The sequence below is a fragment of the Enterobacter sp. PL_is511 genome (assembly GCF_055816065.1).
Genome location: NZ_JBVPGP010000020.1, coordinates 244,550 through 267,954, shown reverse-complemented (window position 1 = coordinate 267,954; position 23,405 = coordinate 244,550). Strand labels below are relative to the sequence as shown.

30 protein-coding genes and 1 pseudogene are annotated in these 23,405 nt (G+C 54.3%); 28 read left to right on the top strand and 3 right to left on the bottom strand.

The features are described 5' to 3' along the window. Positions 1-110: 110 nt before the first annotated feature. The 3 genes and pseudogenes from AC0TN7_RS08955 (at position 111) to AC0TN7_RS08945 (ending at position 1,402) form a co-directional block, all read left to right on the top strand. Positions 111-349: pseudogene (locus tag AC0TN7_RS08955) on the top strand (hypothetical protein). A gap of 172 nt (positions 350-521) precedes the next feature. Then, positions 522-1,046, top strand: a complete 525-nt coding sequence (locus tag AC0TN7_RS08950; protein ID WP_473702092.1) for a hypothetical protein — start codon at positions 522-524, stop codon at positions 1,044-1,046. Further along, positions 1,043-1,402, top strand: a complete 360-nt coding sequence (locus tag AC0TN7_RS08945; protein WP_473702091.1) for a hypothetical protein — start codon at positions 1,043-1,045, stop codon at positions 1,400-1,402. The genes AC0TN7_RS08950 and AC0TN7_RS08945 overlap by 4 nt, the downstream gene beginning before the upstream one ends. A gap of 350 nt (positions 1,403-1,752) precedes the next feature. On the opposite strand, the gene AC0TN7_RS08940 is transcribed toward AC0TN7_RS08945, so the two are convergent. Together AC0TN7_RS08940 and AC0TN7_RS08935 are read right to left on the bottom strand one after the other, a co-directional pair. Continuing rightward, the gene (locus AC0TN7_RS08940; protein ID WP_473702090.1) at positions 1,753-2,778 is read right to left on the bottom strand and encodes a phage portal protein; all 1,026 of its coding nucleotides are present in this window, start codon (positions 2,776-2,778) and stop codon (positions 1,753-1,755) included. Between the two features lies 1 nt (position 2,779). After that, positions 2,780-4,549, bottom strand: a complete 1,770-nt coding sequence (locus tag AC0TN7_RS08935; RefSeq protein ID WP_473702089.1) for a terminase ATPase subunit family protein — start codon at positions 4,547-4,549, stop codon at positions 2,780-2,782. A gap of 166 nt (positions 4,550-4,715) precedes the next feature. Between AC0TN7_RS08935 and AC0TN7_RS08930 the strand changes: the two genes are divergently transcribed. The 11 genes from AC0TN7_RS08930 to AC0TN7_RS08880 all read left to right on the top strand — a co-directional run bounded on the left by AC0TN7_RS08930 (position 4,716) and on the right by AC0TN7_RS08880 (position 10,384). Then, positions 4,716-5,570 carry a GPO family capsid scaffolding protein gene (locus AC0TN7_RS08930; RefSeq protein ID WP_473702088.1) on the top strand — a complete coding sequence of 285 codons (855 nt, stop codon included), beginning with the start codon at positions 4,716-4,718 and terminating at the stop codon, positions 5,568-5,570. A 55-nt stretch (positions 5,571-5,625) separates the two neighbouring features. Beyond that, positions 5,626-6,693: a phage major capsid protein, P2 family gene (locus tag AC0TN7_RS08925; RefSeq protein WP_473702087.1), complete on the top strand. Its 1,068-nt coding sequence runs from the start codon at positions 5,626-5,628 to the stop codon at positions 6,691-6,693. A 3-nt stretch (positions 6,694-6,696) separates the two neighbouring features. Beyond that, complete coding sequence (locus AC0TN7_RS08920; RefSeq protein ID WP_213327780.1) at positions 6,697-7,446, top strand: phage terminase small subunit; 750 nt, start codon at positions 6,697-6,699, stop codon at positions 7,444-7,446. 99 nt (positions 7,447-7,545) lie between these two features. After that, positions 7,546-8,052 (top strand): head completion/stabilization protein, encoded by a 507-nt coding sequence (locus tag AC0TN7_RS08915; RefSeq protein WP_048979843.1) that lies wholly within the window; start codon positions 7,546-7,548, stop codon positions 8,050-8,052. Further along, positions 8,052-8,255 (top strand): tail protein X, encoded by a 204-nt coding sequence (locus AC0TN7_RS08910; RefSeq protein WP_023209074.1) that lies wholly within the window; start codon positions 8,052-8,054, stop codon positions 8,253-8,255. The genes AC0TN7_RS08915 and AC0TN7_RS08910 overlap by 1 nt, the downstream gene beginning before the upstream one ends. Then, the gene (locus AC0TN7_RS08905) at positions 8,246-8,467 is read left to right on the top strand and encodes a hypothetical protein (protein WP_001354073.1); all 222 of its coding nucleotides are present in this window, start codon (positions 8,246-8,248) and stop codon (positions 8,465-8,467) included. The genes AC0TN7_RS08910 and AC0TN7_RS08905 overlap by 10 nt, the downstream gene beginning before the upstream one ends. After that, positions 8,451-8,960 (top strand): lysozyme, encoded by a 510-nt coding sequence (locus AC0TN7_RS08900; RefSeq protein ID WP_473702086.1) that lies wholly within the window; start codon positions 8,451-8,453, stop codon positions 8,958-8,960. Before AC0TN7_RS08905 ends, AC0TN7_RS08900 begins: the two co-directional genes overlap by 17 nt. Beyond that, on the top strand, positions 8,957-9,382 hold the full coding sequence (gene lysB, locus AC0TN7_RS08895; RefSeq protein WP_473702085.1) for an Rz-like lysis system protein LysB: 426 nt from the start codon (positions 8,957-8,959) through the stop codon (positions 9,380-9,382). The genes AC0TN7_RS08900 and lysB overlap by 4 nt, the downstream gene beginning before the upstream one ends. Then, on the top strand, positions 9,270-9,515 hold the full coding sequence (lysC, locus tag AC0TN7_RS08890; RefSeq protein ID WP_473702084.1) for an Rz1-like lysis system protein LysC: 246 nt from the start codon (positions 9,270-9,272) through the stop codon (positions 9,513-9,515). The genes lysB and lysC overlap by 113 nt, the downstream gene beginning before the upstream one ends. Beyond that, the gene (locus AC0TN7_RS08885; protein WP_473702083.1) at positions 9,478-9,945 is read left to right on the top strand and encodes a phage tail protein; all 468 of its coding nucleotides are present in this window, start codon (positions 9,478-9,480) and stop codon (positions 9,943-9,945) included. The genes lysC and AC0TN7_RS08885 overlap by 38 nt, the downstream gene beginning before the upstream one ends. Continuing rightward, on the top strand, positions 9,938-10,384 hold the full coding sequence (locus tag AC0TN7_RS08880) for a phage virion morphogenesis protein (RefSeq protein WP_473702082.1): 447 nt from the start codon (positions 9,938-9,940) through the stop codon (positions 10,382-10,384). The genes AC0TN7_RS08885 and AC0TN7_RS08880 overlap by 8 nt, the downstream gene beginning before the upstream one ends. Positions 10,385-10,459: 75 nt before the next feature. On the opposite strand, the gene AC0TN7_RS08875 is transcribed toward AC0TN7_RS08880, so the two are convergent. Continuing rightward, positions 10,460-12,193 carry a HEPN domain-containing protein gene (locus tag AC0TN7_RS08875; protein ID WP_473702081.1) on the bottom strand — a complete coding sequence of 578 codons (1,734 nt, stop codon included), beginning with the start codon at positions 12,191-12,193 and terminating at the stop codon, positions 10,460-10,462. A 275-nt stretch (positions 12,194-12,468) separates the two neighbouring features. On the opposite strand from AC0TN7_RS08875, the gene AC0TN7_RS08870 reads away from it, so the two are divergent. The 14 genes from AC0TN7_RS08870 to AC0TN7_RS08805 all read left to right on the top strand — a co-directional run bounded on the left by AC0TN7_RS08870 (position 12,469) and on the right by AC0TN7_RS08805 (position 23,320). Further along, positions 12,469-13,110 carry a phage baseplate assembly protein V gene (locus tag AC0TN7_RS08870; RefSeq protein ID WP_473702080.1) on the top strand — a complete coding sequence of 214 codons (642 nt, stop codon included), beginning with the start codon at positions 12,469-12,471 and terminating at the stop codon, positions 13,108-13,110. Beyond that, positions 13,107-13,457: a GPW/gp25 family protein gene (locus AC0TN7_RS08865; protein ID WP_473702079.1), complete on the top strand. Its 351-nt coding sequence runs from the start codon at positions 13,107-13,109 to the stop codon at positions 13,455-13,457. The genes AC0TN7_RS08870 and AC0TN7_RS08865 overlap by 4 nt, the downstream gene beginning before the upstream one ends. A 5-nt stretch (positions 13,458-13,462) precedes the next feature. Next, positions 13,463-14,371, top strand: coding sequence for a baseplate assembly protein (locus tag AC0TN7_RS08860; RefSeq protein ID WP_370976774.1), 909 nt, complete (start codon positions 13,463-13,465; stop codon positions 14,369-14,371). Continuing rightward, a complete protein-coding gene (locus tag AC0TN7_RS08855) occupies positions 14,364-14,972 on the top strand; it encodes a phage tail protein I (RefSeq protein ID WP_473702078.1) in 609 nt (202 codons plus the stop codon). The genes AC0TN7_RS08860 and AC0TN7_RS08855 overlap by 8 nt, the downstream gene beginning before the upstream one ends. Then, positions 14,969-15,973: a phage tail-collar fiber domain-containing protein gene (locus AC0TN7_RS08850; RefSeq protein WP_370976776.1), complete on the top strand. Its 1,005-nt coding sequence runs from the start codon at positions 14,969-14,971 to the stop codon at positions 15,971-15,973. Before AC0TN7_RS08855 ends, AC0TN7_RS08850 begins: the two co-directional genes overlap by 4 nt. Next, positions 15,973-16,569: a tail fiber assembly protein gene (locus tag AC0TN7_RS08845; RefSeq protein ID WP_370976777.1), complete on the top strand. Its 597-nt coding sequence runs from the start codon at positions 15,973-15,975 to the stop codon at positions 16,567-16,569. Before AC0TN7_RS08850 ends, AC0TN7_RS08845 begins: the two co-directional genes overlap by 1 nt. A gap of 124 nt (positions 16,570-16,693) precedes the next feature. After that, complete coding sequence (locus tag AC0TN7_RS08840; protein WP_370976778.1) at positions 16,694-17,887, top strand: phage tail sheath protein; 1,194 nt, start codon at positions 16,694-16,696, stop codon at positions 17,885-17,887. Between the two features lie 12 nt (positions 17,888-17,899). Next, entirely contained in the window at positions 17,900-18,418 is a 519-nt protein-coding gene (locus AC0TN7_RS08835; protein WP_370976779.1) for a phage major tail tube protein, read from the top strand. 60 nt (positions 18,419-18,478) lie between these two features. After that, the gene (locus AC0TN7_RS08830) at positions 18,479-18,787 is read left to right on the top strand and encodes a phage tail assembly protein (RefSeq protein ID WP_473702077.1); all 309 of its coding nucleotides are present in this window, start codon (positions 18,479-18,481) and stop codon (positions 18,785-18,787) included. Continuing rightward, positions 18,784-18,942 (top strand): GpE family phage tail protein, encoded by a 159-nt coding sequence (locus AC0TN7_RS08825; RefSeq protein WP_240326290.1) that lies wholly within the window; start codon positions 18,784-18,786, stop codon positions 18,940-18,942. The genes AC0TN7_RS08830 and AC0TN7_RS08825 overlap by 4 nt, the downstream gene beginning before the upstream one ends. After that, positions 18,932-21,379 carry a phage tail tape measure protein gene (locus AC0TN7_RS08820; RefSeq protein ID WP_473702076.1) on the top strand — a complete coding sequence of 816 codons (2,448 nt, stop codon included), beginning with the start codon at positions 18,932-18,934 and terminating at the stop codon, positions 21,377-21,379. Before AC0TN7_RS08825 ends, AC0TN7_RS08820 begins: the two co-directional genes overlap by 11 nt. A gap of 12 nt (positions 21,380-21,391) precedes the next feature. Continuing rightward, positions 21,392-21,856 carry a phage tail protein gene (locus AC0TN7_RS08815; protein WP_232945670.1) on the top strand — a complete coding sequence of 155 codons (465 nt, stop codon included), beginning with the start codon at positions 21,392-21,394 and terminating at the stop codon, positions 21,854-21,856. Next, positions 21,853-23,022: a phage late control D family protein gene (locus AC0TN7_RS08810; protein ID WP_473702075.1), complete on the top strand. Its 1,170-nt coding sequence runs from the start codon at positions 21,853-21,855 to the stop codon at positions 23,020-23,022. Before AC0TN7_RS08815 ends, AC0TN7_RS08810 begins: the two co-directional genes overlap by 4 nt. 76 nt (positions 23,023-23,098) lie before the next feature. Continuing rightward, entirely contained in the window at positions 23,099-23,320 is a 222-nt protein-coding gene (locus tag AC0TN7_RS08805) for a DNA-binding transcriptional regulator (RefSeq protein ID WP_370976783.1), read from the top strand. Positions 23,321-23,405: the final 85 nt, after the last annotated feature.

The window sequence follows — 23,405 nt, the reverse complement described above, 5'->3', positions numbered from 1 at the left end:
TATGCGGAACTGCGCGACGGTAGCGCTTCAGATGCTGAAGCATGGCGCGAAGATTATGAGTCTGGTCGCAGTGTTGCGGATACATGGCATGATGCGTGGGGGGATGACTGATGCATTCATTACCAGTTATGCGCCCGGTGCCGCTGTTGCATTCGCGCAAGAGTCTCCGGCTGATGGCTGTTGTTCAGCGTCTGCAACAAATTATGGTTAATGAGAATCTGACACCCTCTGAGCTGGTCGGGGCGCCGAAATCGTAAGAGATAATTACAGCAGGATTGTCGAAATCAATAATCCCAAAACTGACACATTTCCAGCGGCACGCGGGTCGTTCAATTCGCCACCGCGTTGACCATAAGAAACGTCGCCAGTGCTGAAACTTGCTTTCGGTGCTGCCGGGGTTGAACAACGAGAAATTGAGGCGTTATATTGTAAGTTAGCTATTTTTGTGATTGCTAATTTATGCAATACTTTCCACATGTTAGCTATAGGGTGCTAATCGTAGGCAGGATTAATTAATTGAGGTGAGTATGTTTCTTTCGCGGAATGACGTTTTATCAGTAATTTCTATAGAAAAAGGTTTCGAGATAATTAAAAATCATGAAAGAACAGATGGTGCATTGTTGGTTAAATGGAAGGGGTCGACTTTTTACATTACATTTAACAATAAGTTGGTTAAGAAGTTAAATAGCGATAATGAAGATGATGTTATCTATAGTTCCGTTGCCTCTGATTTTACAGTGACTTTTGCTACGAAATTAAATGTCAGCAATGTTGAGGCTTTTTCTAAGTATAAAATTATTAATTACGCAAATATGCATTCTGACTTGGGTGCTGTGTATGTATATCGCGAGGATGCTGATCTGGTCGAAATACCTATTAGGCACTCGGTGTTTGTTAAGGAAGTCGGCTCATCACACATTACTGGTACTGTGATGAAAATGATTTTAACAGGGGTTGTGGCTATGAGTGAATTGGATAAGATGGTTTCTGAGTATAATGCTGACCCGGATAGATTTTTAACGGAGTGTGGAGGCATTCGCGCATGAAAAAACATACGCTGAATGTGTTTTTGCTGACTTTGTTTTTTAACATAGTGGTTTCTTTTTTTATTGGTGTTAAGTATAAGTCTGCATTAGATTCGTTTCTTTCTCCAGCAATATATTACCAGTCGGTTGTTTTTATTTCCTTGACGCTGCCATTAATCATTTCAGCTGGTTATGGGTTGCTTCTTAAATATATAGTAATGTGGCGTTTGTATAGATTTAAAAAGAAAAAGATAGACTTTTCAAAACTTGATGATGAGACCAAGGAAATGTATCAGGCGATCATTGATGAGGATTTGCCCACGAAAGCTCAGGTTAAGGATATGTACCAAGCTTTGAATGAACAATTTAAATCTTAAATACATGGATTTACTCTTAGTCTTTTTGAGTATTGCAGTAGTGCATGCATAAGGTGCATGGTTTTGCATGTGTCAAATTTGCCTACTCTTGTCGCGCCCAGCCAACGCTGACGCGGTCTGACGGTGGTCGTGCAACTGCATCAAAAGTGACCCCTGAAGCGGGCAGGCGAGGCGGGGATAGCACTGCGCGCCAGACGTGGTGACAGGTTTTATTTTACGCGTCTGTGCGCGTCGTGGTGGCGCGCTGAGATGTGAAGTCGGTCAAGGTCATGTCGGGGCGCTTGCGTCGCGTGTGCGGCGTCTGGCTTGCTCTGAGGATGTGCCGCCCGGAGGCGGCATTTTGGGCGGGTTTAGTCGGTCTCGATGCTGTAATCCTTAAAGCGGATCACCTCCATTCCTAACCAATCGTTTATCTCTTTGAAACGCTCCTGCAGCGGCGTCAGCTCGTTACGCACAAACACCCGTGCCACCTTCTCGATATCGCCCATCGAGCCGATATTTTCAGGCTTGCCGCCCATGAGCTGGAACGGCACGCGGTGCGCATCGAGCAGGTCAGCGGCGCTCACCTTCTTGATGTTAAAAAAATCATCCTTCGTGGCGACTTCACTCAACGGCACGATCTTGATGCCATCCGGCTTTCCGTTCGGGGCGTAGAAAAACAGGTTTTTAAAATTCCCGAGTCCTTTCGAGTCGCGCATCGCGGAGCGCAGTGCCTCAACGTCGGTACTGCTCTGCGCCGCGTCGGTCACGTACATGATGTAGCCCGCGTGTGCGCCGTTCTGGTAATACTTGCGACGAAACAGCGTGGCGGATTCATTCAGCCAGGCAGAATTGAGCGCGCTCAGGTATTCCGGCATCCCGTAGAGCTCCTGATTGATATCAGGCTCAAGCAGATGAAACACCGAACCTGGGGCGAACTGGTGCGGGTGGGTAAAGCTCGACACGTACCAGTAAACGCCATCCTCGACACCACGGCGGGTGTATTTGGCCGGGGAGGTTTCCAGTTTAAAGAGCTGGCCGGTCACGCTCATGCGCTTTTCGAGATAGCCGTTGGCAAACACCAGATAATCAAGCACAAGGCGGCTGAAGTCCTGACGAGACAGCAACGGGTGCGGGATAAAGGTACTGGTCAGAATGTTGCGCTTTACGTAAATCGGGGAGCTGTGGTGCACGGCGGCGCGCAGGCTTTTTGCCAGCCCGGAGAAGTTGACCGGCGGCTCGTACCACTTGCCGTTATTGATGCACTCGACATAGTCGAGGATGTCGCGACGATCCAGAACGGGTGACGGCTCACCAAAGGTGAACGCCTCCATTTTCTGCGGGGCGCTGGCGGTCATGCTGGTCTGTTTTGGCTGTTTCTTTTGGCGTTTTTTCATCTTAGTTAATATCCAGAATTGAACTTGATTGCATACCGCTACCGGCGGAAAGCGGCTCGTTTAGCAGGGCGTGCATGGTCGCCCATGCGATATCCGCGTGGCTGGCTTCCTCGCTGCGGCTGGCTTCGTAGGTGGCGCTGCGGCCACTGCTGGTCATGGTTTTGCGGATAGCCATAAATGACTGCGTGATGTCGGTCGCCCCAGCGTCATATTCCAGACACCCGCGCCTGATGGTGTCTTTTGCTTTCAGCACCATTGCGGTTTTCATTTCCGGCGTGTAGCGGATGGCGCGCGCCGCCGGGAAGAATGAGCGCACGAGCTGGTAAACACCCTGGCCGATGCCGGTCGCATCGATGCCGATGTAGTCGACGGTGTATTTCTCGGTCAGCGCCCGGATGGCCTCGGCCTGTGCGGCAAAGTCCATGCCTTTCCACTGATGACGCTCAAGGATGCGGAACTTGCCACCGGCAACCAGCGGCGGAGCCAGTACCGCGCACCCGGCGCTGTCGCCGGTGTGTGACGGATCATAGCCAATCCAGACAGGACGCCAGTTAAACGGACGGTCAGCGAACGGCTCGAAGTCCTCCCATTCTTCCATCGCATCGACCATGCAGCGCTGCAGCTCCTCGAACGGGAATACCGATGCCTTATCGTCAACGAACTCGCACATAAACAGGTTACGGAAGTCATCCGCGCTGTTTTCCTGCTTAAGCTGGTCGAGGTTAAACAAGGTGCAGCCACCGGCGAGCGCGTCCTCAATGGTGACGATCTGCCGCCACTGGCCGTCACCGCACAGCATGCCACCGGCGAGCGCCTGATGACTGATATCGATGTCGACACGTTCGTCGCGGTTGCTGCGGCCACGGTTAAACAGCTCGCCTGACCAGAACGGGTACGCGCCGTGCGCCAGCGTCGACGGCGTCGAAAAATAGGTGGTGCGCAGGTGCGACTGCGAGGCCATGCCCGAGGCGACTTTGCGCAGCTTCTGGAAATTGGGGATCCAGAAAATTTCATCGACATACAGGTCGCCGTTGTGGCTCTGCGCGGTGTTGGAATTGGTCCCGAGAAAAATCAGCTCAGCGCCATTGTTGCCGATGACGATCGGGTCGCCTGACAGGTCGACGTCAACCAGACGGGCAAAGGCGATGATGTACTTACGGAACACGTAAGCCTGCGTTTTACTGGCCGATAAAAATATCTGGTTTTGCCCGGTTTTGAGCGCACGCAGGAGGGACTCGCGCGCAAAGTAGAACGTCGCGCCAATCTGTCGCGATTTCAGGATGTGGCGGATGCGGTGCTCTAACCCCGCTTTATGCCAGCGGAGCTGATAGTCAAACGACTGGTCGAAGAAAATCTCCTCCAGCTTCCCGATAGCCTCCTCGCTGAAATAATTTCGTTTCGGCTTTTTGCGATCCCCTTTGTTGCGGCTGGCGATATTGGGGTTTAAATCCACCTCGTTTCCGGTCTGGCCGTAGCGGTTAACGCGCGCGAGCCGCTCCATCTGGCGCGACAAAAAATCCGCGACTTTGAAGTCATGCGCGGTCAGGTCTGGCTTAGCGTAGAGCTGGATAAGCCGCGCCTCTAATGTCGATTCCACGCGGTTAATCGGCGCGGTTTCTTCCCATCCATCTCGCTGTTTCCAGCTCTGCACGGTCGGGCGCTTGAGCTGCAGCATGTCGCAGATTTGCGGCACGGCGAACCCCTGCCAGTACAACAGCCGCGCCTGTCGTCGCGGGTCATTTAACAGAGAAAGGTCAGTTGAAATGGTCATGCTTGCCTCGTTTTTGGTGTGACGTGGCAAGGCTAAGGAAATAGGGGGTTATTCGCGCTAAGTGCCTGTTGTATCAGATCTAACAGAAGCGCAAGCGGTGGCTGATACGGGTCAGAGTCGGGAAACTAAACCCGACCCGAAAACCCAACATCAGGACACCTGAACAATGGCAAAGAAAGTTTCTAAATGGTTTCGCATCGGCGTCGAGGGTGACACCTGCGATGGCCGCGTCATCAGCGGCGATGACATTCAGGATATGGCCGACACGTTCGACCCCCGCGTCTACGGCTGCCGCATTAACCTCGAACATATCCGGGGGCTGATGCCTGACAGTCCGTTTAAACGCTATGGCGATGTAACCGAGCTTAAGGCGGAGATTATCAGTGATGACTCTGTCCTCAACGGCAAAAAGGCGCTGTTTGCCAAAATTGCCCCGCTTGACGAGCTGGTCAGCATGGTGCGTGCCGGGCAGAAGGTTTACACCTCCATGGAGATCCGCCCGAACTTCTCGAACAGCGGCAAGTGCTACCTCATCGGGCTGGCCGTCACCGATGACCCGGCAAGCCTCGGCACGGAATACCTCGAATTCTGCAGCCGCGCCGCGCAGAACCCGCTCGCCGGTAAAAAAGACCAGCCGGACGACGTTTTCTCTGTGGCCTCACTGGCTGCGCTGGAGTTTGAGGACGTTCCCGACACCATGTTCAACAACCTGACCGATAAGGTTAAAGCCATTTTTGGCCGTAAGCAGGCCAGCGATGACGCCAGTTTCGCCGATGTACATGAGGCGGTGACCACCGTTACCGAGCAGGTACAAACCAATCTCAACGCCACCGACCAGCGCGTCACCGAGCTGGAGACCGCTTTTGCGCTGCTTAAGCAGGACGTGACCAGCAAAGTTGATGAAAACGCGCAGGCGTTTACCTCCCTGAAAAGCTCCCTCGATAACACCGAAAGCCAGCGCCAGCCTCGCCGCGAGCTTTCAAAAGGCGGTACGGGCGACGAGCTGCTGACCAACTGCTGATAACGCGCCGGGCGCGTTGCCCGGCCTGAACCCTTTTACCCGAACAGGAAAAACCATGCGTAAATATACCCGCTTCAAATTTAATGCCTACCTGTCCCGCGTCGCGGAGCTGAACGGTATTTCCACCGATGACGTGGCGAAGAAATTCACCGTCGAGCCGTCGGTCACGCAAACCCTGATGACCACCCTGCAGATGTCATCCGCGTTTCTGACCAAAATCAACATCGTGCCGGTCGACGAGCTGAAAGGCGAAAAAGTCGGCGTCGGCGTTAACGGTACGATTGCGAGCACCGCCGACACCGCCGGTGATGATGAGCGTAAGACCGCTGACTTTACCGCGCTGGAGTCCAATAAATACGAGTGCGACCAGATTAACTTTGACTTCCATATCCGCTACAAACAGCTCGACCTGTGGGCGCGATTCCAGGACTTCCAGACCCGTATCCGTGACGCCATCATCAAACGTCAGTCCCTCGATTTCATCATGGCCGGTTTCAACGGCATTGAGCGCGCGGCGACCTCCGACCGTAAAAAAAATCCACTGCTGCAGGACGTGGCGATCGGCTGGCTGCAGAAGTACCGCAATGAAGCGCCAGCGCGCGTGATGTCAAAAATCACCGACGAAGACGGTGCGGTGATTTCTGAAGTGATCCGCGTGGGTAAAAACGGCGACTATGCGAACCTCGACGCGCTGGTTATGGATGCCACCGGCAACCTGATTGACGAGATTTACCAGGATGACCCGGAGCTGGTTGTCATCACCGGGCGTAAGCTGATGGCGGATAAATATTTCCCGATCGTCAACAAAGAGCAGGCAAACACCGAGTCGCTGGCCGCTGACATCATCATCAGCCAGAAACGCATCGGCAACCTGCCAGCCGTGCGCGTGCCTTACTTCCCGGCAGATGCGCTGATGGTGACGCGTCTCGACAACCTGTCTGTCTACTTCATGGATGACGCGCACCGTCGCAGCATCATCGAAAACCCTAAGAAAGACCGCGTCGAAAACTACGAGTCAATGAATATCGACTACGTGGTCGAGGCTTACGCCGCCGGTTGCCTGATTGAAAACATCAAGCTCGGTGACTTCACCGCACCTGCAGCACCGGAAAGCGGAGAGTAAGCCATGACGAGTCCCGCAGCGCGTCACATGATGCGGGTCTCGGCCTCTGAAACAGCGCAGCGGGCTGCCGTCCCGCTGCGCAATGCAACTGCCTATGAGCAGATGCTCGTTAAGCTGGCCGCAGACAACCGCACGTTAAAACAAATCAGCTCCAAAGAGCGCAAAGCCGCGAAAAAGCGCGAGCTGCTGCCGTTCTACCTGCCGTGGGTCGCTGGCGTCCTCGCAAACGGCAAAGGCACACAGGATGACATCATCATGACGGTGATGCTCTGGCGTCTCGATGCTGACGATATCGCCGGGGCGCTGGAAATCGCCCGTTACGCCATGACCTACGGCCTCACCATGCCGGTCGGTCGCCGTCCGACGCCGTGCCTGCTGGCCGAAGAAGTGGCACTGGCCGCGCAGCGCCTGCTCACGGCAAAACAGCCGGTCAGTCTGGCGAACCTGCTCGACACTATCGCGCTGACTGAACGCTCGGATATGCCCGATATCGTGCGTGCGAAGCTGCACAAAATCACCGGCTACGTGCTGCGTGATGCGGAGCAACTACCGGAGGCGCTGGCGCACCTGCAGCGTGCGATCCAGTTAGAGAGCACCATCGGTGTTCGAAAAGACATTGAGCAGCTAGAGCGCCAGCTCAGGCCAAAACCCGAACCGGCACCGAAAACGACTAAACCGCGCACGCGCAAGCCTGCCGCCAAACCAGCGGCACGGCGCGGGCGTCCACCAAAGGCGGCAAAAGCCGCAGGTTAAACGAGCGCTCCCCGAGCCGGGCGGCACGCCGGTCAATGCGGGTATTTATTGCCCTGACTGCGACCGGCGTCCACCGCCCACCCATTACCCGAGGTTGTCATGACGACGCTGATTATTGAGCCAAAAAAAGAGCCGCAGGATGTGCCGGGCGTGGTGATACCGCCACCGGGCGTGAGCGAGCCGGTAATCAAAAACACCCCGTTTTTTCCTGACGTTGATCCGAAGCGCGTGCGGGAAGAAATGCGTTTAGAGCAGACCGTTTCCCCCGTGCGCCTGCGCCGGGCGATTAAGACCGCCATTGCGGAGACTAACGCGGAGCTGAGCGACTGGCGCGAAAGTCAGCTCGATGCCGGTTACGCCACGCTGGCGGATGTCCCGACGGACAAACTCGACGGCGAGAGCGTGCGCGTTTTCCACTATTTCAACGCCGTGTGCTCGATGACGACGGCCACGCTTTATGAGCGTTTTCGCGGCGTGGATGCGACCGCCAAAGGGGACAAAAAAGCCGACAGCATCGACAGCACTATCGATGAAATGTGGCGGGACATGCGCTGGTCTGTCGCGCGCATCCAGGACAAAGCGCGCTGCATTGTGGGGCAAATCTGATGAAAGCGTATGCGCTGCAGGGCGACACCCTCGACGCGATTTGCGCCCGGTACTACGGGCGCACTGAGGGCGTGGTCGAAACCGTCTTAGAGGCTAATCCCGGCCTGTCTGAGCTCGGTGTGATCCTGCCGCACGGCACGGCAATAGAGCTGCCCGAGACCGAGAGCGCGGCCAGAACCGAAACGGTGAATCTATGGGACTGAGTATGGAAAAAATCACCACGTTTATTGCCTACTGGCTGGCCGTGGGGCTGGCGTATGTCGGGGCAATGTCCCCCGAAAAGATGGCGTTATACGTGGGCGGCGGATGCGCCATTTTTACTGCGCTGACGAACTACTGGTTTAAGCGCAAAACGTACCTCTATCTGACATCGCTCGGACTCGATAAAGGGGCTATTCGTGAAATCAATCGTTAAAAAATGCAGTGTGGCCGCCGTGCTGGCGCTGGCAGCGCTGATGCCTGACTTTCGTCTGCTTAACACCTCGCCCGGGGGGCTGGCGGTGATTGCCGACCTCGAAGGTTGTCGCCTTACGCCTTACCAGTGCAGCGCGGGAGTGTGGACGTCGGGCATCGGCCACACTGCAGGCGTCGTGCCGAAGGGAGAAATCACCGAACGGCAGGCGGCGGCGAACCTTGTCGCGGATGTGCTGAACGTCGAGAAACATCTGGCCGTATGCGCGCCGGTGAAAATGCCGCAGCACGTTTACGACGCGCTGGTCAGTTTCTCATTCAACGTGGGAACCGGCGCGGCCTGCCGGTCGACGCTTGTCTCGTTTATCAAACGCCAGCAATGGCCGCAGGCGTGCGACCAGCTCACCAGCTGGGTTTATGTGAATGGCGAAATTAACAAGGGGCTGGAAAACCGCCGCGCGCGCGAGCGTGCCTACTGCCTCAGGGGGATTCAATGAAAGTGATGTTGTTTTTACTGGCCGCGCTTATTGCGGTTGTGCTCTGGCAGCGTCATGAAAACGGCAACCTGACGCGCTCGTTTGAACGGGCGAACAGGGTCGCCACGGAACAAAAAACCGCGATCGGAATGCTGAAAAATCAGCTTTCCGTTTCGCAGGGAATTGCCAGGCGAAATGAAACCGCGCAGGTCAGTCTACGCGGCGAACTGCTGGCCGCCGGTGCAATGGCCGTGCGGCGTGAAGAAACCATTACGAGGCTGATAAATGAGAATGAAACCCTACGCCGCTGGTACAGCGCTGAGCTGCCTGATGTTGTGCGTCGGCTGCACACCCGCGCCGGTTGCGCCTCCGCCGGTCATTGTTTACAGCGCCTGCCCGACGGTGAGCTATTGCCCGATGCCGGGAAGCGACCCGGCCACTAATGGCGACCTGAGCGCCGATATTCGCAGGCTTGAGCACGCGCTCGCCGCCTGCGCGCTGCAGGTTGAAACCGTCAAAGACTGTCAGGATAAACTCGATGAAGAAAGCACGCAGCCTGCGCGAAGCGCTGATTAAAGCCGTCCCGCAGCTTGAAACAAACCCCGAAATGATGCGTATCTTTGCCGATGAGGGGAATATCGATGCGCGTCTCGCGGCCTCGCTGTCGCACGAGAAAATTTATACCCTGAATGTGATCGTGTGTGACTTTGTGGGCGACCCTGACCTGATTTTCGTGCCGGTGGCCGCATGGCTCAGGGAAAACCAGCCGGATATCTGCACGCTCGATGACGACCGCAAAAAGGGCTACCGTTTCCAGATGGATTTGAACGACGGGGACAGCGTCGATATCAGTATCAGCCTGCAGCTCACCGAGCGAACCCTCATCAAAGAGGAGAACGGCGCGCTGCACGTGAGCTATGCCCCTGAGCCTCCGCTGCCGGAACCCGTAACCCCACCAAAAGAGCTCTATCTTGACGGGGAGTTGGCGAGTAAATGGGATGAGTGAATTTAAGCCCTTTGATGACAGGCTCAATGGTCTGATCGCTGCCCTGTCACCTGCAGCGCGCCGGAAGCTGGCCGGAGAGATTGCAAAGGAGATGCGCAAGTCGCAACAGCAACGCATCAAACAGCAAAAAGCCCCGGACGGCTCACCGTATCAGGCGCGAAAGCGTCAGCCTTTAAGGGCTAAGAGCGGGAGGATTAAACGGGCAATGTTCCAGAAACTCCGTACAAGCCGCTACATGAAAGCCACTGGACGTGAAAACAGCGCGGTGGTGGAATTTACCGGCAAAGTACAGCGTATAGCGCAGATACACCAGTACGGACTAAAAGACAGACCAACCACACATGGTAAGGAGGTTCAGTACGCGGAACGTCCGTTACTTGGTTTCAGTTTTGAAGATGAAATACTCATTCGAGATTTGGTAATTAATAGCTTTAATTAACAATGTTATTACTTGAAGTGGGTGTTTGAATATATTGCAAACACCCATTTGCTATGATGTTCCTTGTGATGTTGTCTATTTTTTAAATGATATCCAAGGTGAGTTATAAGCAATTATCGTTTTATCTTTATACTTGCAATAGAGCTTGCCGATAATTTCAAGGCAAAATATGCCATCCAAATGGTAGTTTTCATATATATAATTGCAAAAACTCTCTGTAGAGAACGAACGGCCTCTTGAATTTCTAAAATATTCCATTCTGTCAATCAACTCCGGATCGAAAAAACTAAGGCTGTTTGTTTTTTTATTTTCTAAGACTGGAAAGTCAAAGGCAAATACATTACTCATTTTTGAAAAGGTATCGTAATCAACATCGATCACCTTGCCTTCTCCTATGTAAATATCCAATTTCATCTCATCGAGAAGAGCATTCATTTTTATATTGTTATGTGAGGCTGATATCATTTTTGCAAAATGCTTTTCCGTGATGCCTAACTTTTTAAATGCTAAACATGTAAGTAGTAATGCTAATTTGTTTAGCAAAATATTTATCTTGCTGGGGGAGTTGTCCTTTCCTTTATCTGATGTGAACTCTATAGGTATGCCATGTGCAGCAGCATCTCTAATTTTTTTTATTGTGACGAAGTCCTGCTCTGTGAAGTTTATAATCTCCAATAAATCATTATTGATGGTTTTTAAAGCGTATTGATATCGCTCTTGAAAATTTGGCGTGATGGTGTTTTTGAAGTTTATTATATGCTTGCTGAGTGAGTCTAGTATTATCTTGTTAGTGGGGTTATTTAGATCCAAAAGTTTTGCTTTTTCATCTAGCAAAGAAATTAGATCTTTTTTTATCTCTTTCATTTTGGATGGGGGGATTCTAACTTTTGCATTGCTATCAACTAGTTGTTGGCTGTAAATATCTAAAATGCTTGCGAGTCCCAGTATTTTATATTCCCAGTAACCATTGTAAGAATGCATGCTAACGAGTCTAGTCCATACATTTTGAAATTCAGGTGAATTTTCATCTGAAAAATAATTTTTAAAAATTAAAGCCCACTGTTCATTGGTTATGTTTAATGGGTGGGTTATTAATGCCTTGGCTTGATAGGTTATATTGTTAGCATCTGAATATCGATATGGGAAATAAAAAGGAGAGTAAATGTTATTCTCGCTACCTAGTGAAACGTATTTAATGGAGAGGCCCGCACCCAAGATTAGTGAGAAAAAATTAACCATCCGTATTGATAGTTTCTGTGCTTCTTCAAGGGAGAGTGTACCATTATTTTTTTCAATGCAAACTGTTGAATCCTCAGATATTGTGGTGTCATTTTCATTATGGGAGATAGCAAAGTTGTGGGAGATAGTTAGTTCGTACTCTGCATCATTATGTTTGAATTTTGCATTAAGAAATTCACTTTTTATTTTCTTGCTCAGCCTGTCGTTTTCTGCATGAAATCCATTTGGACCATTAAAGAAAGTAAATAGACCTGGTATGGATATGTATATTTTGGAATACGAGTGATGAGTATTGTTTTTAATGATGAATTTAGGGTATATGCAGTTGGAATGTATGCTGCATGAGTGCAGGAGGAAGACATCATTTTTGTGAGAGCAGCTTATCACTGATTCGGTGCCTTTAAAGCTCTTGGTTCTTTTTAATTCAAGCATTCCTGGGAAATCAAAGCTTAAAAAAGGTACGGCGTTGCTCTTTATAATAAATACACCTTTGGTGATGAAGTTATCATCAATGTAAACATCAACATCTAGTTCTATGTTTTCAGAAAAATGTAATTCATCATTTTGCATGCAAATGTCCTTGTAAGTTTAAATATTGGCAAGATTTGATAATACTTGTTACCAATTAAAGAAGGGTTGAATGTATCAATATTAACGAATGATCTTTTAAAAGATCAAGATGAGTTTTTACTGGGTGAGATATCGACATTGGAAAAATTGCAACGCTTTAGTAAAAATTTCGGATTTGACTTTTTTAGGGGGGGGAGTGATGGCGCTTCGTTGTAGGAGCGTTCAAAGAACTCTTGTACGTAGTCAGAATTCCTGCTCTTCGTCATCATTTCCCCATGAATAATCTAAATTCTCTGCAGGAAATCGCTCGCGCGATCCGCAACCTTATCCGCACTGGCGTCGTCACCGACGTCGACCACGACGAGGGGCTTTGTCGTGTCCAGACCGGTGGCATGGAAACCACCTGGCTGAACTGGCTTACCTGTCGCGCCGCTCGCTCGCGAGTATGGTGGGCTCCGTCTGTTGGCGAGCAGGTGCTTTTGCTGGCGATCGGGGGGGAACTCGATACGGCCTTTGTGCTGCCCGGCATTTTCTCTGATGACAATCCCGCGCCGTCTGCCTCCCCTGATGCGCTTCATGTGTCTTTTCCTGACGGAGCGGTAATTGAATACGAGCCCGAAAACGGTGCGCTCACCGTGTCAGGCATCAAAACCGCTGACGTCATTGCGTCGGATTCCATTACTGCCACCGTACCGGTAGTGCTGGTGAAAGCCTCTACCCGCATCACGCTCGATACGCCGGAGGTGGTATGCACCAACAAGCTGACGACCGGCACGCTCGAAGTGCTGAAAGGCGGGACGATGAGCGGGAACATTGAGCACACCGGCGGGACGCTGACCTCAAACGGCGTGCAGGTGGATAACCACGCACACGGCAACGTACAGAGCGGCGGAAGCTGGACTAAGGGGACGCAATGACGGTGCGTTATCTGGGAATGAACAGCCAGACCGGCCTCAGTGTCTCTGAGGTTGAGCATATCCGGCAAAGCGTGCGCGACATTCTGGTCACGCCGGTAGGCTCGCGTGTCATGCGTCGTGAATACGGCTCGCTCCTGTCGCAGATGATTGACCAGCCGCAGACCCCGGCGCTGCGCCTGCAGATTATGGCCGCGTGCTATTCCGCGATCCAGAAGTGGGAGCCACGCGTAGACCTCTCGACCATTACCTTTGAACGGTCGGAGACCGACGGCGGGCTGTATGTCGACATCACCGGCACCCGTTCGACCGGCGGCCAGTCATTTTCCATCACCATTCCACTGAGCTAATCACTATGGCAACCGTTGACCTGAATCAGTTACCCGTTCCCGATGTGGTGGAAGAACTGGACTTTGAAACCATTCTTGCCGAACGCATTGCGACGCTAATTTCGCTTTATCCCGAAAATCAGCAGGAGGCTATCGCCCGGACGCTGGCACTTGAGTCAGAGCCGATTGTGAAGCTGCTGCAGGAAAACGCCTACCGTGAAGTTATCTGGCGTCAGCGTGTGAATGAAGCCGCGCAGGCGGTAACGCTGGCCTATTCAACCGGTCGCGACCTCGACGTCGTGGCCGGAAACAATAATACCGAACGCCTGACCATCACCCCGGCGGATGACACCACCATCCCACCGACGCCTGCCGTTATGGAATCAGATGCTGACCTGCGATTGCGCGCACAACAGGCTTTTGAAGGATTAAGCGTGGCGGGTCCGGTTGGCGCATATGAGTATCACGGCCGCAGCGCTGACGGACGGGTCGCCGACGTGTCGGTCGAAAGCCCGTCGCCCGCCTGCGTGACGATTACCGTGTTATCCCGTGAGGGTGACGGCACCGCGAGCCCTGAGTTACTGACAATCGTTGAAAAAGCACTGAACGCCGAAGATGTGCGACCGGTGGCTGACCGTGTGACCGTTCAGTCAGCCGAGATTGTGCCGTACCAGATTGACGCGACGCTCTACGTTTACCCCGGTCCCGAATCTGAGCCCATCAGGCAGGCATCAGAGCAGAAGCTGCAGAGCTATATCAGCACGCAGCACCGCCTCGGGCGTGATATCCGCCTGTCAGCCATTTATGCGGTGCTGCATGTTGAGGGGGTGCAGCGTGTCGAGCTGGCATCACCGCAGGCCGACATTGTGCTGAGTAAGTCGCAGGCGTCGAACTGTACCGAGTACCAGATAACTATCGGGGGCTCGGATGAGTGACCGGCTGTTACCCGTTGGCTCGTCGCAGCTGGAGGTCGCCGCCGCTGCCGCGCTCGCTGACATTCAGCGCGTGCCGGTACCGTTGCGCACCCTGTGGAACTGGCGCACCTGCCCGGTAAACCTGCTGCCGTATCTGGCGTGGGCGCTGTCGGTCGACCGGTGGGATGAGAAGTGGCCGGAGGCGACAAAGCGCAGCGTCTGCGCGTCGTCGTTTTTCGTCCATCAGCACAAAGGCACCATCAGCGCATTGCGTCGGGTGGTCGAGCCGCTCGGCTTTCTGATTGAGGTGCGCGAGTGGTGGCAGCTCAACGAGGAGCCTGGCACTTTCCGCCTCGTTGTCGGCGTACTCGACAGCGGCATCACTGACGAAATGTATCAGGAGCTCGAGCGCCTGATTGAAGATGCCAAACCGGCAAGCCGCCACCTGACGGGGCTTGCTATCAGCCTGAGTGCGACCGGCGAGCTGTACATCGGCGCGGGATGCTACGACGGCGACGCGCTCACCGTTTACCCCTACACCCCCGAGGAAATTGTCGTCGGCGGTGAATATTACCCGGCCTCGGCCATCCATTTGATTGATAACCTGAGAGTGAACGCATGACCGCAAAATATTTTGCCATTCTGACCAATCAGGGCGCGGCGCGGCTGGCGAACGCGGCGGCACTCGGTACCAGACTAAACCTGACGCAGATGGCCGTCGGCGATGCGAATGGTACGCTGCCGACCCCGGACCCGTCGCAGACGAAGCTCATTAACCAGAAGCGCATCGCGCCGCTGAACCTGCTGAACGTTGACCCGGCCAATACCAGCCAGATTATCGCGGAACAGATTATTCCGGAGAATGAGGGCGGTTTCTGGATCCGCGAGATTGGCCTCTACGATGATGAGGGGATTCTGATTGCCGTGGCAAACTGCCCGGAGACCTACAAGCCGCAGCTGCAGGAGGGGAGCGGCCGCACGCAGACCATTCGCATGATTCTGATTGTGTCGAGCACGTCGGCGATTACCCTGAAAATCGACCCGTCGGTAGTGCTGGCAACGCGCCAGTATGTCGAGGACAAGGCTATCGAGGTGAAAGCCTATGCCGATAATCTGCTGGCCGCACACCTCGCCGCTGCAGACCCGCACACGCAATACCTCAAAACGGCGGATATTGATAAATACATTCCGGTTGGTTTTCCGCTGCCGTGGCCGCAGGCAACACCGCCGGAGGGCTGGCTGAAATGCAACGGTGCGGCTTTCGATAAGGCGAAATATCCAAAGCTGGGCGTCATTTACCCTTCAGGAAACCTGCCTGATTTGCGCGGTGAGTTTCTGCGAGGCTGGGATGACGGGCGCGGCGTTGATGCCGGAAGGTCGTTGTTAAGCAGTCAGGGAGACGCCATCAGAAATATTACCGGCTCAATAACTGACATTCGATTTAATGTTTCTGCCGCAACAACGGGTGTATTCGTAAATACGACCAATGGCCCGGCGTCAGAAGATGCTGCCGGTGGTGGTTCAGCAAGGAATGTTAACTTTGACGCGTCGAGAGTCGTACCTACCGCCTCGGAAAACCGACCGCGCAATATTGCATTTAACTACATCGTGAGGGCGGCATAATGGCGAAAGCAACACTGAACAAACAAGGCATTACCACTAAAGCCGGTGACATGACCGTTTATAACTATGACGGTGAAACTCGCGAATATCTGGCTTCGTCTGTCGAGTTTCTGGCCGTGGGCGTGGGTATTCCTGCTAATTCCTGCACCGATGCACCGGTCGAAAAAAAGGAGGGTTTCGCGGTGTGCCGCGCGGCCAGCCTTGACGGGTGGGAGTACGTCGCAGACCACCGCGGTGAGACGGTTTATGACACGAAAACCGGTCAGCCAGTCAAAATTACCGCGCCCGGTGACTATGCCGTCGGCGTAACTACGATTGCACCGTCGACCCCCTATGACCGCTGGAACGGTAGCGAATGGGTCACGGATAAGAACGCGCAGAAAAGCGGTCAGGTTAAGGAGGCAGAACAGAAAAAATCCGCGCTGCTGTCAGAGGCGCAAAGCGCTATCAGCCTGTGGCAAACCGAGCTGCAGCTCGGCATTATCAGCGATGATGACAAGGCCAGCCTGATTATATGGATGAAATACATTCAGTCGCTGAACGCGATCGACACCTCTGCGGCACCGGATATTGAGTGGCCGGAAAGACCAGAATAAACGAAGCCCTCCACCCGGAGGGCTTTTTTGTATGTTGTGTTATCCCTCCACCAACGGCATTGCATCGCGCCTGCGCGACACACAACAGAAAATAGTCGCACCCCTTAACCACGGAGTTAAACAGATGGGCGACTATCATCACGGCGTCGAGGTCATCGAGATTAACGATGGCACGCGCACCATTTCCACCGTCTCGACGGCCATCATCGGCATGGTCTGCACGGCCAGCGATGCTGACGACAAGACGTTTCCCCTTAACGAGCCGGTGCTGATTACCAGCGTGCAAACGGCTATCGGTAAAGCCGGTAAAAAAGGCACGCTGTCAAAATCCCTGCAGGCCATCGCCGACCAGTGCAAGCCAGTCATTGTGGTGGTGCGAGTTCCCGAAGGTACCGACGAACCGTCAGACCCGGAAGCAGCGCAGAAAGAAACCATTTCCAACATCATCGGCACGACCGACGAAAACGGCAAATACACCGGGCTGAAAGCGCTGTTAACGGCGAAAACCGTCACCGGCGTTAAGCCGCGCATTCTCGGCGTGCCGGGGCTGGACACGCAGGAAGTGGCGACTGCACTTGCGTCGACCTGCCAGAGCCTGCGCGCGTTTGGCTATGTTAGCGCGTGGGGCTGCAAGACCATTTCCGACGCCATCAAATACCGTGAGAACTTCAGCCAGCGCGAGCTCATGGTCATTCATCCTGATTTTCTGGCATGGGACACCACGGCGAACGAAACGGATATTGCATGGGCGACCGCCCGCGCGCTCGGCCTGCGCGCCAGAATCGACCAGGAGACCGGCTGGCACAAAACGCTGTCCAACGTCGGCGTGAATGGCGTCACCGGCGTCAGCGCCTCGGTCTCATGGGATTTGCAGGAGCAGGCTACCGACGCCAACCTGCTGAATCAGGCCGGGGTGACAACGCTCATTCGCAACGACGGCTTTAAATTTTGGGGCAACCGCACATGCTCTGACGATCCGTTATTCGTGTTTGAAAACTACACCCGCACGGCGCAGGTGCTGGCCGACACGATGGCGGAGGCGCACGCGTGGGCGATGGATAAGCCCGTTTCCGCAACGCTCATCCGCGACATCGTCGCCGGTATCAATGCCAAATTCCGCGAGCTGAAAAATAACGGCTATATCGTTGACGGCTCCTGCTGGTACGACCCGGAGTCAAACAGCGTGGAAACCCTCAAAGCCGGGAAACTGTATATCGATTACGACTACACCCCCGTCCCGCCGCTGGAAAACCTGACCCTGCGCCAGCGCATCACCGATACCTATCTGGCAGACCTGTCAGACTCGGTCAACAGCTAAGGAGCTCAGAGTATGGCGTTACCACGCAAACTTAAATACCTGAATATGTTTAACGACGGTCTCAGCTACATGGGCGTCGTTGAATCCGTCACCCTGCCAAAGCTGACCCGAAAGCTTGAAAAATATCGCGGCGGCGGGATGCCGGGCTCGGTGTCGGTTGACCTCGGCCTCGACGACGACGCGCTGTCGCTTGAGTGGACGCTGGGCGGCCTGCCTGACGTCGAACTGTGGGCGCAGTACGCGTCACCGGGCGCGGATAGCGTGCCGCTGCGCTTCACCGGCTCATTCCAGCGCGATGACACCGGCGCAATTTCCGCCGTTGAGGTGGTCATGCGTGGCCGTCACAAGGAGTACGACGGCGGCGAGAACAAACAGGGCGAAAGCGGCACGACCAAAATCGCGACCGAGTGCGCGTACTACCAGCTCACGATCGACGGCAAAGAGGTCATCGAGATTGACGTCGTCAACATGGTGATGAAAGTCGACGGCGTCGACCGTCTCGCTGAGCACCGCCGGGCGATTGGCCTGTAACCCGTCAACCGGTCAGCCAGGCTGGCCGGTCACTTACTCACATTCAAAGAGAGCGACATCATGGAAAACATCAACGAAACCGCCACCACCGAAACCGAAAACCCAAACATTGTGATCCTCGATAATCCTGTCATGCGCGGTGAGCAGAAAATCGAACAGGTGACCGTGACTAAACCTAACGCGGGAACCCTGCGCGGTGTGAGTCTGGCCTCGCTGGCAAACTCTGACGTCGATGCGCTGATTAAGGTGCTGCCGCGCATGACGTACCCGTCGCTGACCGAGCCCGAGGTCATGCGTCTGGAAGCGTCAGACCTGATTTTGTTCGCCGGTAAGGTGGTCGGTTTTTTGTCGCCATCTTCGGCTCGCTGACCTTCCCGGACAACCTTTCGGTCGATGACCTGATGGCGGATATCGCGGTGATATTTCACTGGCCGCCATCAGAGCTAAATTCCCTGAGCGTGACCGAGCTCATCACATGGCGCGAAAAGGCGCTGCAGCGAAGCGGACACCACCATGAGCAATAACGTCAGGATTGAGGTACTGCTGAACGCAGTAGACCGGGCAAGCCGACCGCTCAAAGCTATCCAGACTGCCAGCAAGACCCTTGCTGGCGATATCCGCACTTCTCAAAACAGCCTGCGCGATCTGAATGCGCAGGCTGGCCGAATTGACGGATTCAGGAAAGCGAGCGCACAGCTTGCCGTGACAGGCCAGTCGCTTAACAAGGCGAAACAGGAAGCCGCCGCGCTGGCCGTCCAGTTTAAAAACACGCAGAACCCGACAATCGCGCAGGCGCGCGCGATGGAGGCGGCCAGGAAATCCGCCGCTGACCTGCAGCTCAAATACAACAGCCTCAGGCAGTCGGTACAGCGCCAGCGCACCGAGCTCGCGCAGGCCGGTATTAATACCCGTACTCTCTCGGCGGATGAGCGCCGCCTGAAAACCAGCATCAGTGAGACGACCGCTCAGCTTAACCGGCAGCGCGAGGCACTGGCGCGGGTCAGTCAACAGCAGGCGCGACTCAGTCGCGTTAAAGAGCGTTATCAGACCGGAAAATCCCTTGCCGGAGGCGCTGCAGCGGCAGGCGCGGCGGGCGTCGGTATCGCCACGGCGGGAACGATCGCCGGAGTGAAATTACTCACACCCGGTTATGACTTTGCACAGAAAAACTCTGAGCTGCAGGCCGTGCTCGGGGTCGATAAACAGTCACCCGAAATGGAGGCGCTGCGCAAACAGGCGCGCCAGCTCGGGGACAATACCGCTGCGTCTGCAGATGATGCGGCCAGCGCGCAGATTATCATTGCGAAAAGCGGCGGGGATGCCGCAGCGATTCAGGCGGCGACGCCGGTCACGCTGAATATGGCGCTGTCTAACCGTCGCTCGATGGAAGAAAACGCCGCGCTGCTGACGGGTATGAAATCCGCGTTTCAGATGTCAAACGACCAGATCGCCCACATTGGCGACGTGTTGTCGATGACCATGAACAAAACGGCCGCTGACTTTGACGGGCTGAGCGACGCGCTGACGTATGCCGCGCCGGTGGCAAAAAATGCCGGGGTCAGCATCGAGCAGACCGCCGCAATGGTCGGCGCGCTCCATGACGCCAAAATCACCGGCTCGATGGCGGGGACGGGCAGCCGTGCCGTCCTGAGTCGCCTGCAGGCTCCGACCGGTAAGGCATACGAGGCTATCAAAGAGCTCGGCGTTAAAACGTCTGACAGCAAGGGCAACACGCGCCCGATATTCGCCATTCTGAAAGAAATGCAGCGCAGTTTTGAGAAAAACAATCTCGGAACCAGCCAGAAAGGCGAGTACATGAAAACCATCTTTGGTGAGGAAGCCAGCTCGGCGGCGGCGGTACTGATGACCGCGGCCTCAAGCGGCAAGCTCGACCAGCTCACGGCGGCGTTTAAAGCCTCGGACGGGAAAACCGCTGAACTGGTCAAAATCATGCAGGACAACCTCGGAGGCGACTTCAAAGAATTCCAGTCAGCTTATGAGGCCGTCGGTACTGACCTGTTTGACCAGCAGGAGGGCTCACTGCGTAAGCTCACGCAGACCGCCACGAAATATGTGTTAAAGCTCGACGGCTGGATCCAGAAAAATCAGGGGCTGGCGCAGACCATCGGCATTATCGCAGGCGGCGTACTGGCAATAATTGGCATCGTCGGGGCAATTGGTCTCGTTGCCTGGCCGGTTATTACCGGCATTAATATGTTAATAGCCGGTGCATCGCTGCTCGGAACGATTTTCTCGGTGGTGGGCGGTGCCATTATGGCCGTGCTCGGGGCGCTTACCTGGCCGATAGTGGCTATTGGCGTTGCCATCGTCGCCGGTGCGCTGCTTATCCGCAAATACTGGGAGCCAATCAGGGCGTTTTTCTCGGGTGTAATGGAGGGGCTAAAGCAGGCTTTTGCCCCTGTAACGGAATTATTCGAACCGTTAAAGCCGGTTTTTGACTGGCTGGGTGACAAACTGAAAGCGGCGTGGCAGTGGTTTAAAGACCTGATAGCACCGGTTAAGTCGACGCAGGAGACGCTCGACAGCTGCAAAAATGCGGGTGTGATGTTCGGTAAGATGCTGGCCGAAGCGCTGATGTTACCGCTCAAAAGCTTTAATACATTGCGCACCGGCGTTAACTGGCTGCTGGAAAAGCTCGGGGTTATCAATAAAGAATCGAGCGACCTTGACCAGAAGGCCGCTAAAGCCAGTGCCGCCACCGGCTCGCAAAATGGGTCTTATATTCCGGCAACCTCAGCATATGGCGGTTATCAGGCATATCAGCCGGTAACGGCACCCACGGGTAAGACTTACGTCGACCAAAGCAAGCCTGAATACAACATTAATCTAAATGGTGGCATCGCGCCGGGCAGCGACCTTGACCGGCAACTCCGCGAGGCTGTCGATAAATTCGACCGTGAAAACCGTGCGCGTCAGCGCTCAAGTATGCGCCATGACTGAGGGGGATAAAGTATGTTAATGGTTTTAGGTTTGTTTGTGTTTGAGCGCCGTACGCTGCCCTATCAGTCCATGCAGTATTCGAAGGATTACCGCTGGGCGTCAAACGACCGTATCGGCAAGCCACCGGCTTACCAGTATCTCGGGGAAGGGGAAACCACGCGCACGCTGTCGGGCGTGCTCTATCCCGAAATTACCGGCGGACGTCTGTCACTGACCGCCATCGAGCTGATGGCAGACGAGGGGCGAGCGTGGCCGCTGATTGACGGAACGGGCATGATCCACGGCATGTATGTCATCGACAAAGTGACGCACACGCACACCGAGCTATTCAGCGACGGAGCGGCGAGAAAAATCGAGTTTAGCCTGTCCCTTAAGCGGGTCGATAAATCGCTGGCGGCCATTTATGGCGACCTGAAAACGCAGGCCGACAATCTGGTCACGTCTGCCGGTAACTGGCTGGGAGGACTGGCGGGATGATTACGGGTATGAATATTCAGGCCGGGGCGAAGATAGCTCCGGCGTTTATGCTCAAGCTGGATAACGAGGATATCACGCAGGATTTTAGTGACCGCCTAATCAGCCTGACCATGACCGATAATCGCGGATTCGAGGCCGACCAGCTCGATATCGAGCTTGATGACACTGACGGCCAGATAGCTTTGCCACCGCGCGGCGCAACGTTGACGCTGTGGTTAGGCTGGCAGGGTTCCGCGCTGATTAAAAAAGGGACGTTCACGGTCGACGAAATCGAGCACAGGGGCGCGCCTGATACGCTCACCATCCGGGGGCGCAGCGCCGATTTTCGCGGGACGCTGAACTCGCGCCGGGAACAGTCATGGCATGACACCACGCTCGGGCAAATTGTGGAGACGATTGCGGCACGCAATAAGCTGACGGCCAGCGTGGCCGACACGCTTAAAGCCGTCGCCGTGCCTCACATTGACCAGTCGCAGGAATCCGACGCGGTGTTTCTGTCCCGCCTGGCTGACCGGAACGGTGCGGCGGTTTCGGTAAAAGCGGGGAAACTGTTATTCCTGAAAGCGGGGAACGGTAAGACGGCCAGCGGAAAGCCAATTCCGCAGATGACGCTTGAGCGCGGGGACGGCGATCGTCATCAGTTTGCCATTGCTGACCGGGAAGCCTACACCGGCGTGTCGGCAAAATGGCTGCACACCAAAGACCCGAAGCCGCAGAAACAAAAGGTAAAGCTCCAGCGCAAACCGAAAGAGCAGCACCTCCGCGCGCTGCAGCACCCGAAAGCGACCAAAGCCCCGACAAAGGTCAAAACCCAAAAAGAGCAGGAAGCGCGCGAGGGTGAGTATATGGCCGGTGAATCTGACAACGTACTGGAGCTCACGACCATCTACGCGACAAAGGCGCAGGCCATGCGCGCTGCTCAGGCAAAGTGGGACAAGCTGCAGCGCGGCGTTGCGGAGTTTTCAATCTCGCTGGCAATTGGCCGGGCGGATTTATTTCCTGAAACGCCAGTCGCGGTAAAAGGCTTTAAGCGCGTTATAGACGAGCAGGCGTGGATAATCAGCCGGGTGGTGCATAACCTCAACGGGAACGGCTACACGACGGGCTTAGAGCTTGAGGTTAAGGTTTCGGATGTGGAGTATGAAAGCGAAGATGTAATGCAATAAAATTTGTTTATGTATTTGATGTATAAGACTTTAATTGTTAAGATCGATGCGTCAATAACGCTCTGGGGTGCTCTCCATGTTTCACTGTCCAAAATGCCATTACGCCGCTCACACTCGCACTAGTCGCTATTTTTCCGATACAACAAAAGAGCGTTATCACCAGTGCCAGAACATCAACTGCAGTTGCACCTTTGTGACTACCGAAACCCTTTCGCGTTTTATCGTTTCACCAGGTGAAGTTTTGCCAGCGCCGCCGCATCCTACCACGTCAGGTCAACATCAGATCCAATGGATGTGATCAACTAGAGGGCTCCGCAAATGCGGGGCTCTCTATTATTTAATACTATTGTAGTCTAATACGCTTGGCTCTAATGAATTTTTAG

Bases quoted from the DNA above. Each gene is read 5' to 3' on its own strand.
- AC0TN7_RS08875 (WP_473702081.1), bottom strand. From the start codon at position 12,193: ATGCAAAATGATGAATTACATTTTTCTGAAAACATAGAACTAGATGTT.
- AC0TN7_RS08810 (WP_473702075.1), top strand. From the start codon at position 21,853: ATGATTACGGGTATGAATATTCAGGCCGGGGCGAAGATAGCTCCGGCG.
- AC0TN7_RS08930 (WP_473702088.1), top strand. From the start codon at position 4,716: ATGGCAAAGAAAGTTTCTAAATGGTTTCGCATCGGCGTCGAGGGTGAC.
- AC0TN7_RS08855 (WP_473702078.1), top strand. From the start codon at position 14,364: ATGAGTGACCGGCTGTTACCCGTTGGCTCGTCGCAGCTGGAGGTCGCC.
- AC0TN7_RS08910 (WP_023209074.1), top strand. From the start codon at position 8,052: ATGAAAGCGTATGCGCTGCAGGGCGACACCCTCGACGCGATTTGCGCC.
- AC0TN7_RS08860 (WP_370976774.1), top strand. From the start codon at position 13,463: ATGGCAACCGTTGACCTGAATCAGTTACCCGTTCCCGATGTGGTGGAA.
- AC0TN7_RS08920 (WP_213327780.1), top strand. From the start codon at position 6,697: ATGACGAGTCCCGCAGCGCGTCACATGATGCGGGTCTCGGCCTCTGAA.
- AC0TN7_RS08805 (WP_370976783.1), top strand. From the start codon at position 23,099: ATGTTTCACTGTCCAAAATGCCATTACGCCGCTCACACTCGCACTAGT.
- lysC (WP_473702084.1), top strand. From the start codon at position 9,270: ATGTTGTGCGTCGGCTGCACACCCGCGCCGGTTGCGCCTCCGCCGGTC.
- AC0TN7_RS08915 (WP_048979843.1), top strand. From the start codon at position 7,546: ATGACGACGCTGATTATTGAGCCAAAAAAAGAGCCGCAGGATGTGCCG.
- AC0TN7_RS08925 (WP_473702087.1), top strand. From the start codon at position 5,626: ATGCGTAAATATACCCGCTTCAAATTTAATGCCTACCTGTCCCGCGTC.
- AC0TN7_RS08845 (WP_370976777.1), top strand. From the start codon at position 15,973: ATGGCGAAAGCAACACTGAACAAACAAGGCATTACCACTAAAGCCGGT.
- AC0TN7_RS08935 (WP_473702089.1), bottom strand. From the start codon at position 4,549: ATGACCATTTCAACTGACCTTTCTCTGTTAAATGACCCGCGACGACAG.
- AC0TN7_RS08885 (WP_473702083.1), top strand. From the start codon at position 9,478: ATGAAGAAAGCACGCAGCCTGCGCGAAGCGCTGATTAAAGCCGTCCCG.
- AC0TN7_RS08870 (WP_473702080.1), top strand. From the start codon at position 12,469: ATGAATAATCTAAATTCTCTGCAGGAAATCGCTCGCGCGATCCGCAAC.
- AC0TN7_RS08830 (WP_473702077.1), top strand. From the start codon at position 18,479: ATGGAAAACATCAACGAAACCGCCACCACCGAAACCGAAAACCCAAAC.
- AC0TN7_RS08840 (WP_370976778.1), top strand. From the start codon at position 16,694: ATGGGCGACTATCATCACGGCGTCGAGGTCATCGAGATTAACGATGGC.
- AC0TN7_RS08905 (WP_001354073.1), top strand. From the start codon at position 8,246: ATGGGACTGAGTATGGAAAAAATCACCACGTTTATTGCCTACTGGCTG.
- lysB (WP_473702085.1), top strand. From the start codon at position 8,957: ATGAAAGTGATGTTGTTTTTACTGGCCGCGCTTATTGCGGTTGTGCTC.
- AC0TN7_RS08820 (WP_473702076.1), top strand. From the start codon at position 18,932: ATGAGCAATAACGTCAGGATTGAGGTACTGCTGAACGCAGTAGACCGG.
- AC0TN7_RS08815 (WP_232945670.1), top strand. From the start codon at position 21,392: ATGTTAATGGTTTTAGGTTTGTTTGTGTTTGAGCGCCGTACGCTGCCC.
- AC0TN7_RS08940 (WP_473702090.1), bottom strand. From the start codon at position 2,778: ATGAAAAAACGCCAAAAGAAACAGCCAAAACAGACCAGCATGACCGCC.
- AC0TN7_RS08945 (WP_473702091.1), top strand. From the start codon at position 1,043: ATGAAAAAACATACGCTGAATGTGTTTTTGCTGACTTTGTTTTTTAAC.
- AC0TN7_RS08865 (WP_473702079.1), top strand. From the start codon at position 13,107: ATGACGGTGCGTTATCTGGGAATGAACAGCCAGACCGGCCTCAGTGTC.
- AC0TN7_RS08850 (WP_370976776.1), top strand. From the start codon at position 14,969: ATGACCGCAAAATATTTTGCCATTCTGACCAATCAGGGCGCGGCGCGG.
- AC0TN7_RS08835 (WP_370976779.1), top strand. From the start codon at position 17,900: ATGGCGTTACCACGCAAACTTAAATACCTGAATATGTTTAACGACGGT.
- AC0TN7_RS08880 (WP_473702082.1), top strand. From the start codon at position 9,938: ATGAGTGAATTTAAGCCCTTTGATGACAGGCTCAATGGTCTGATCGCT.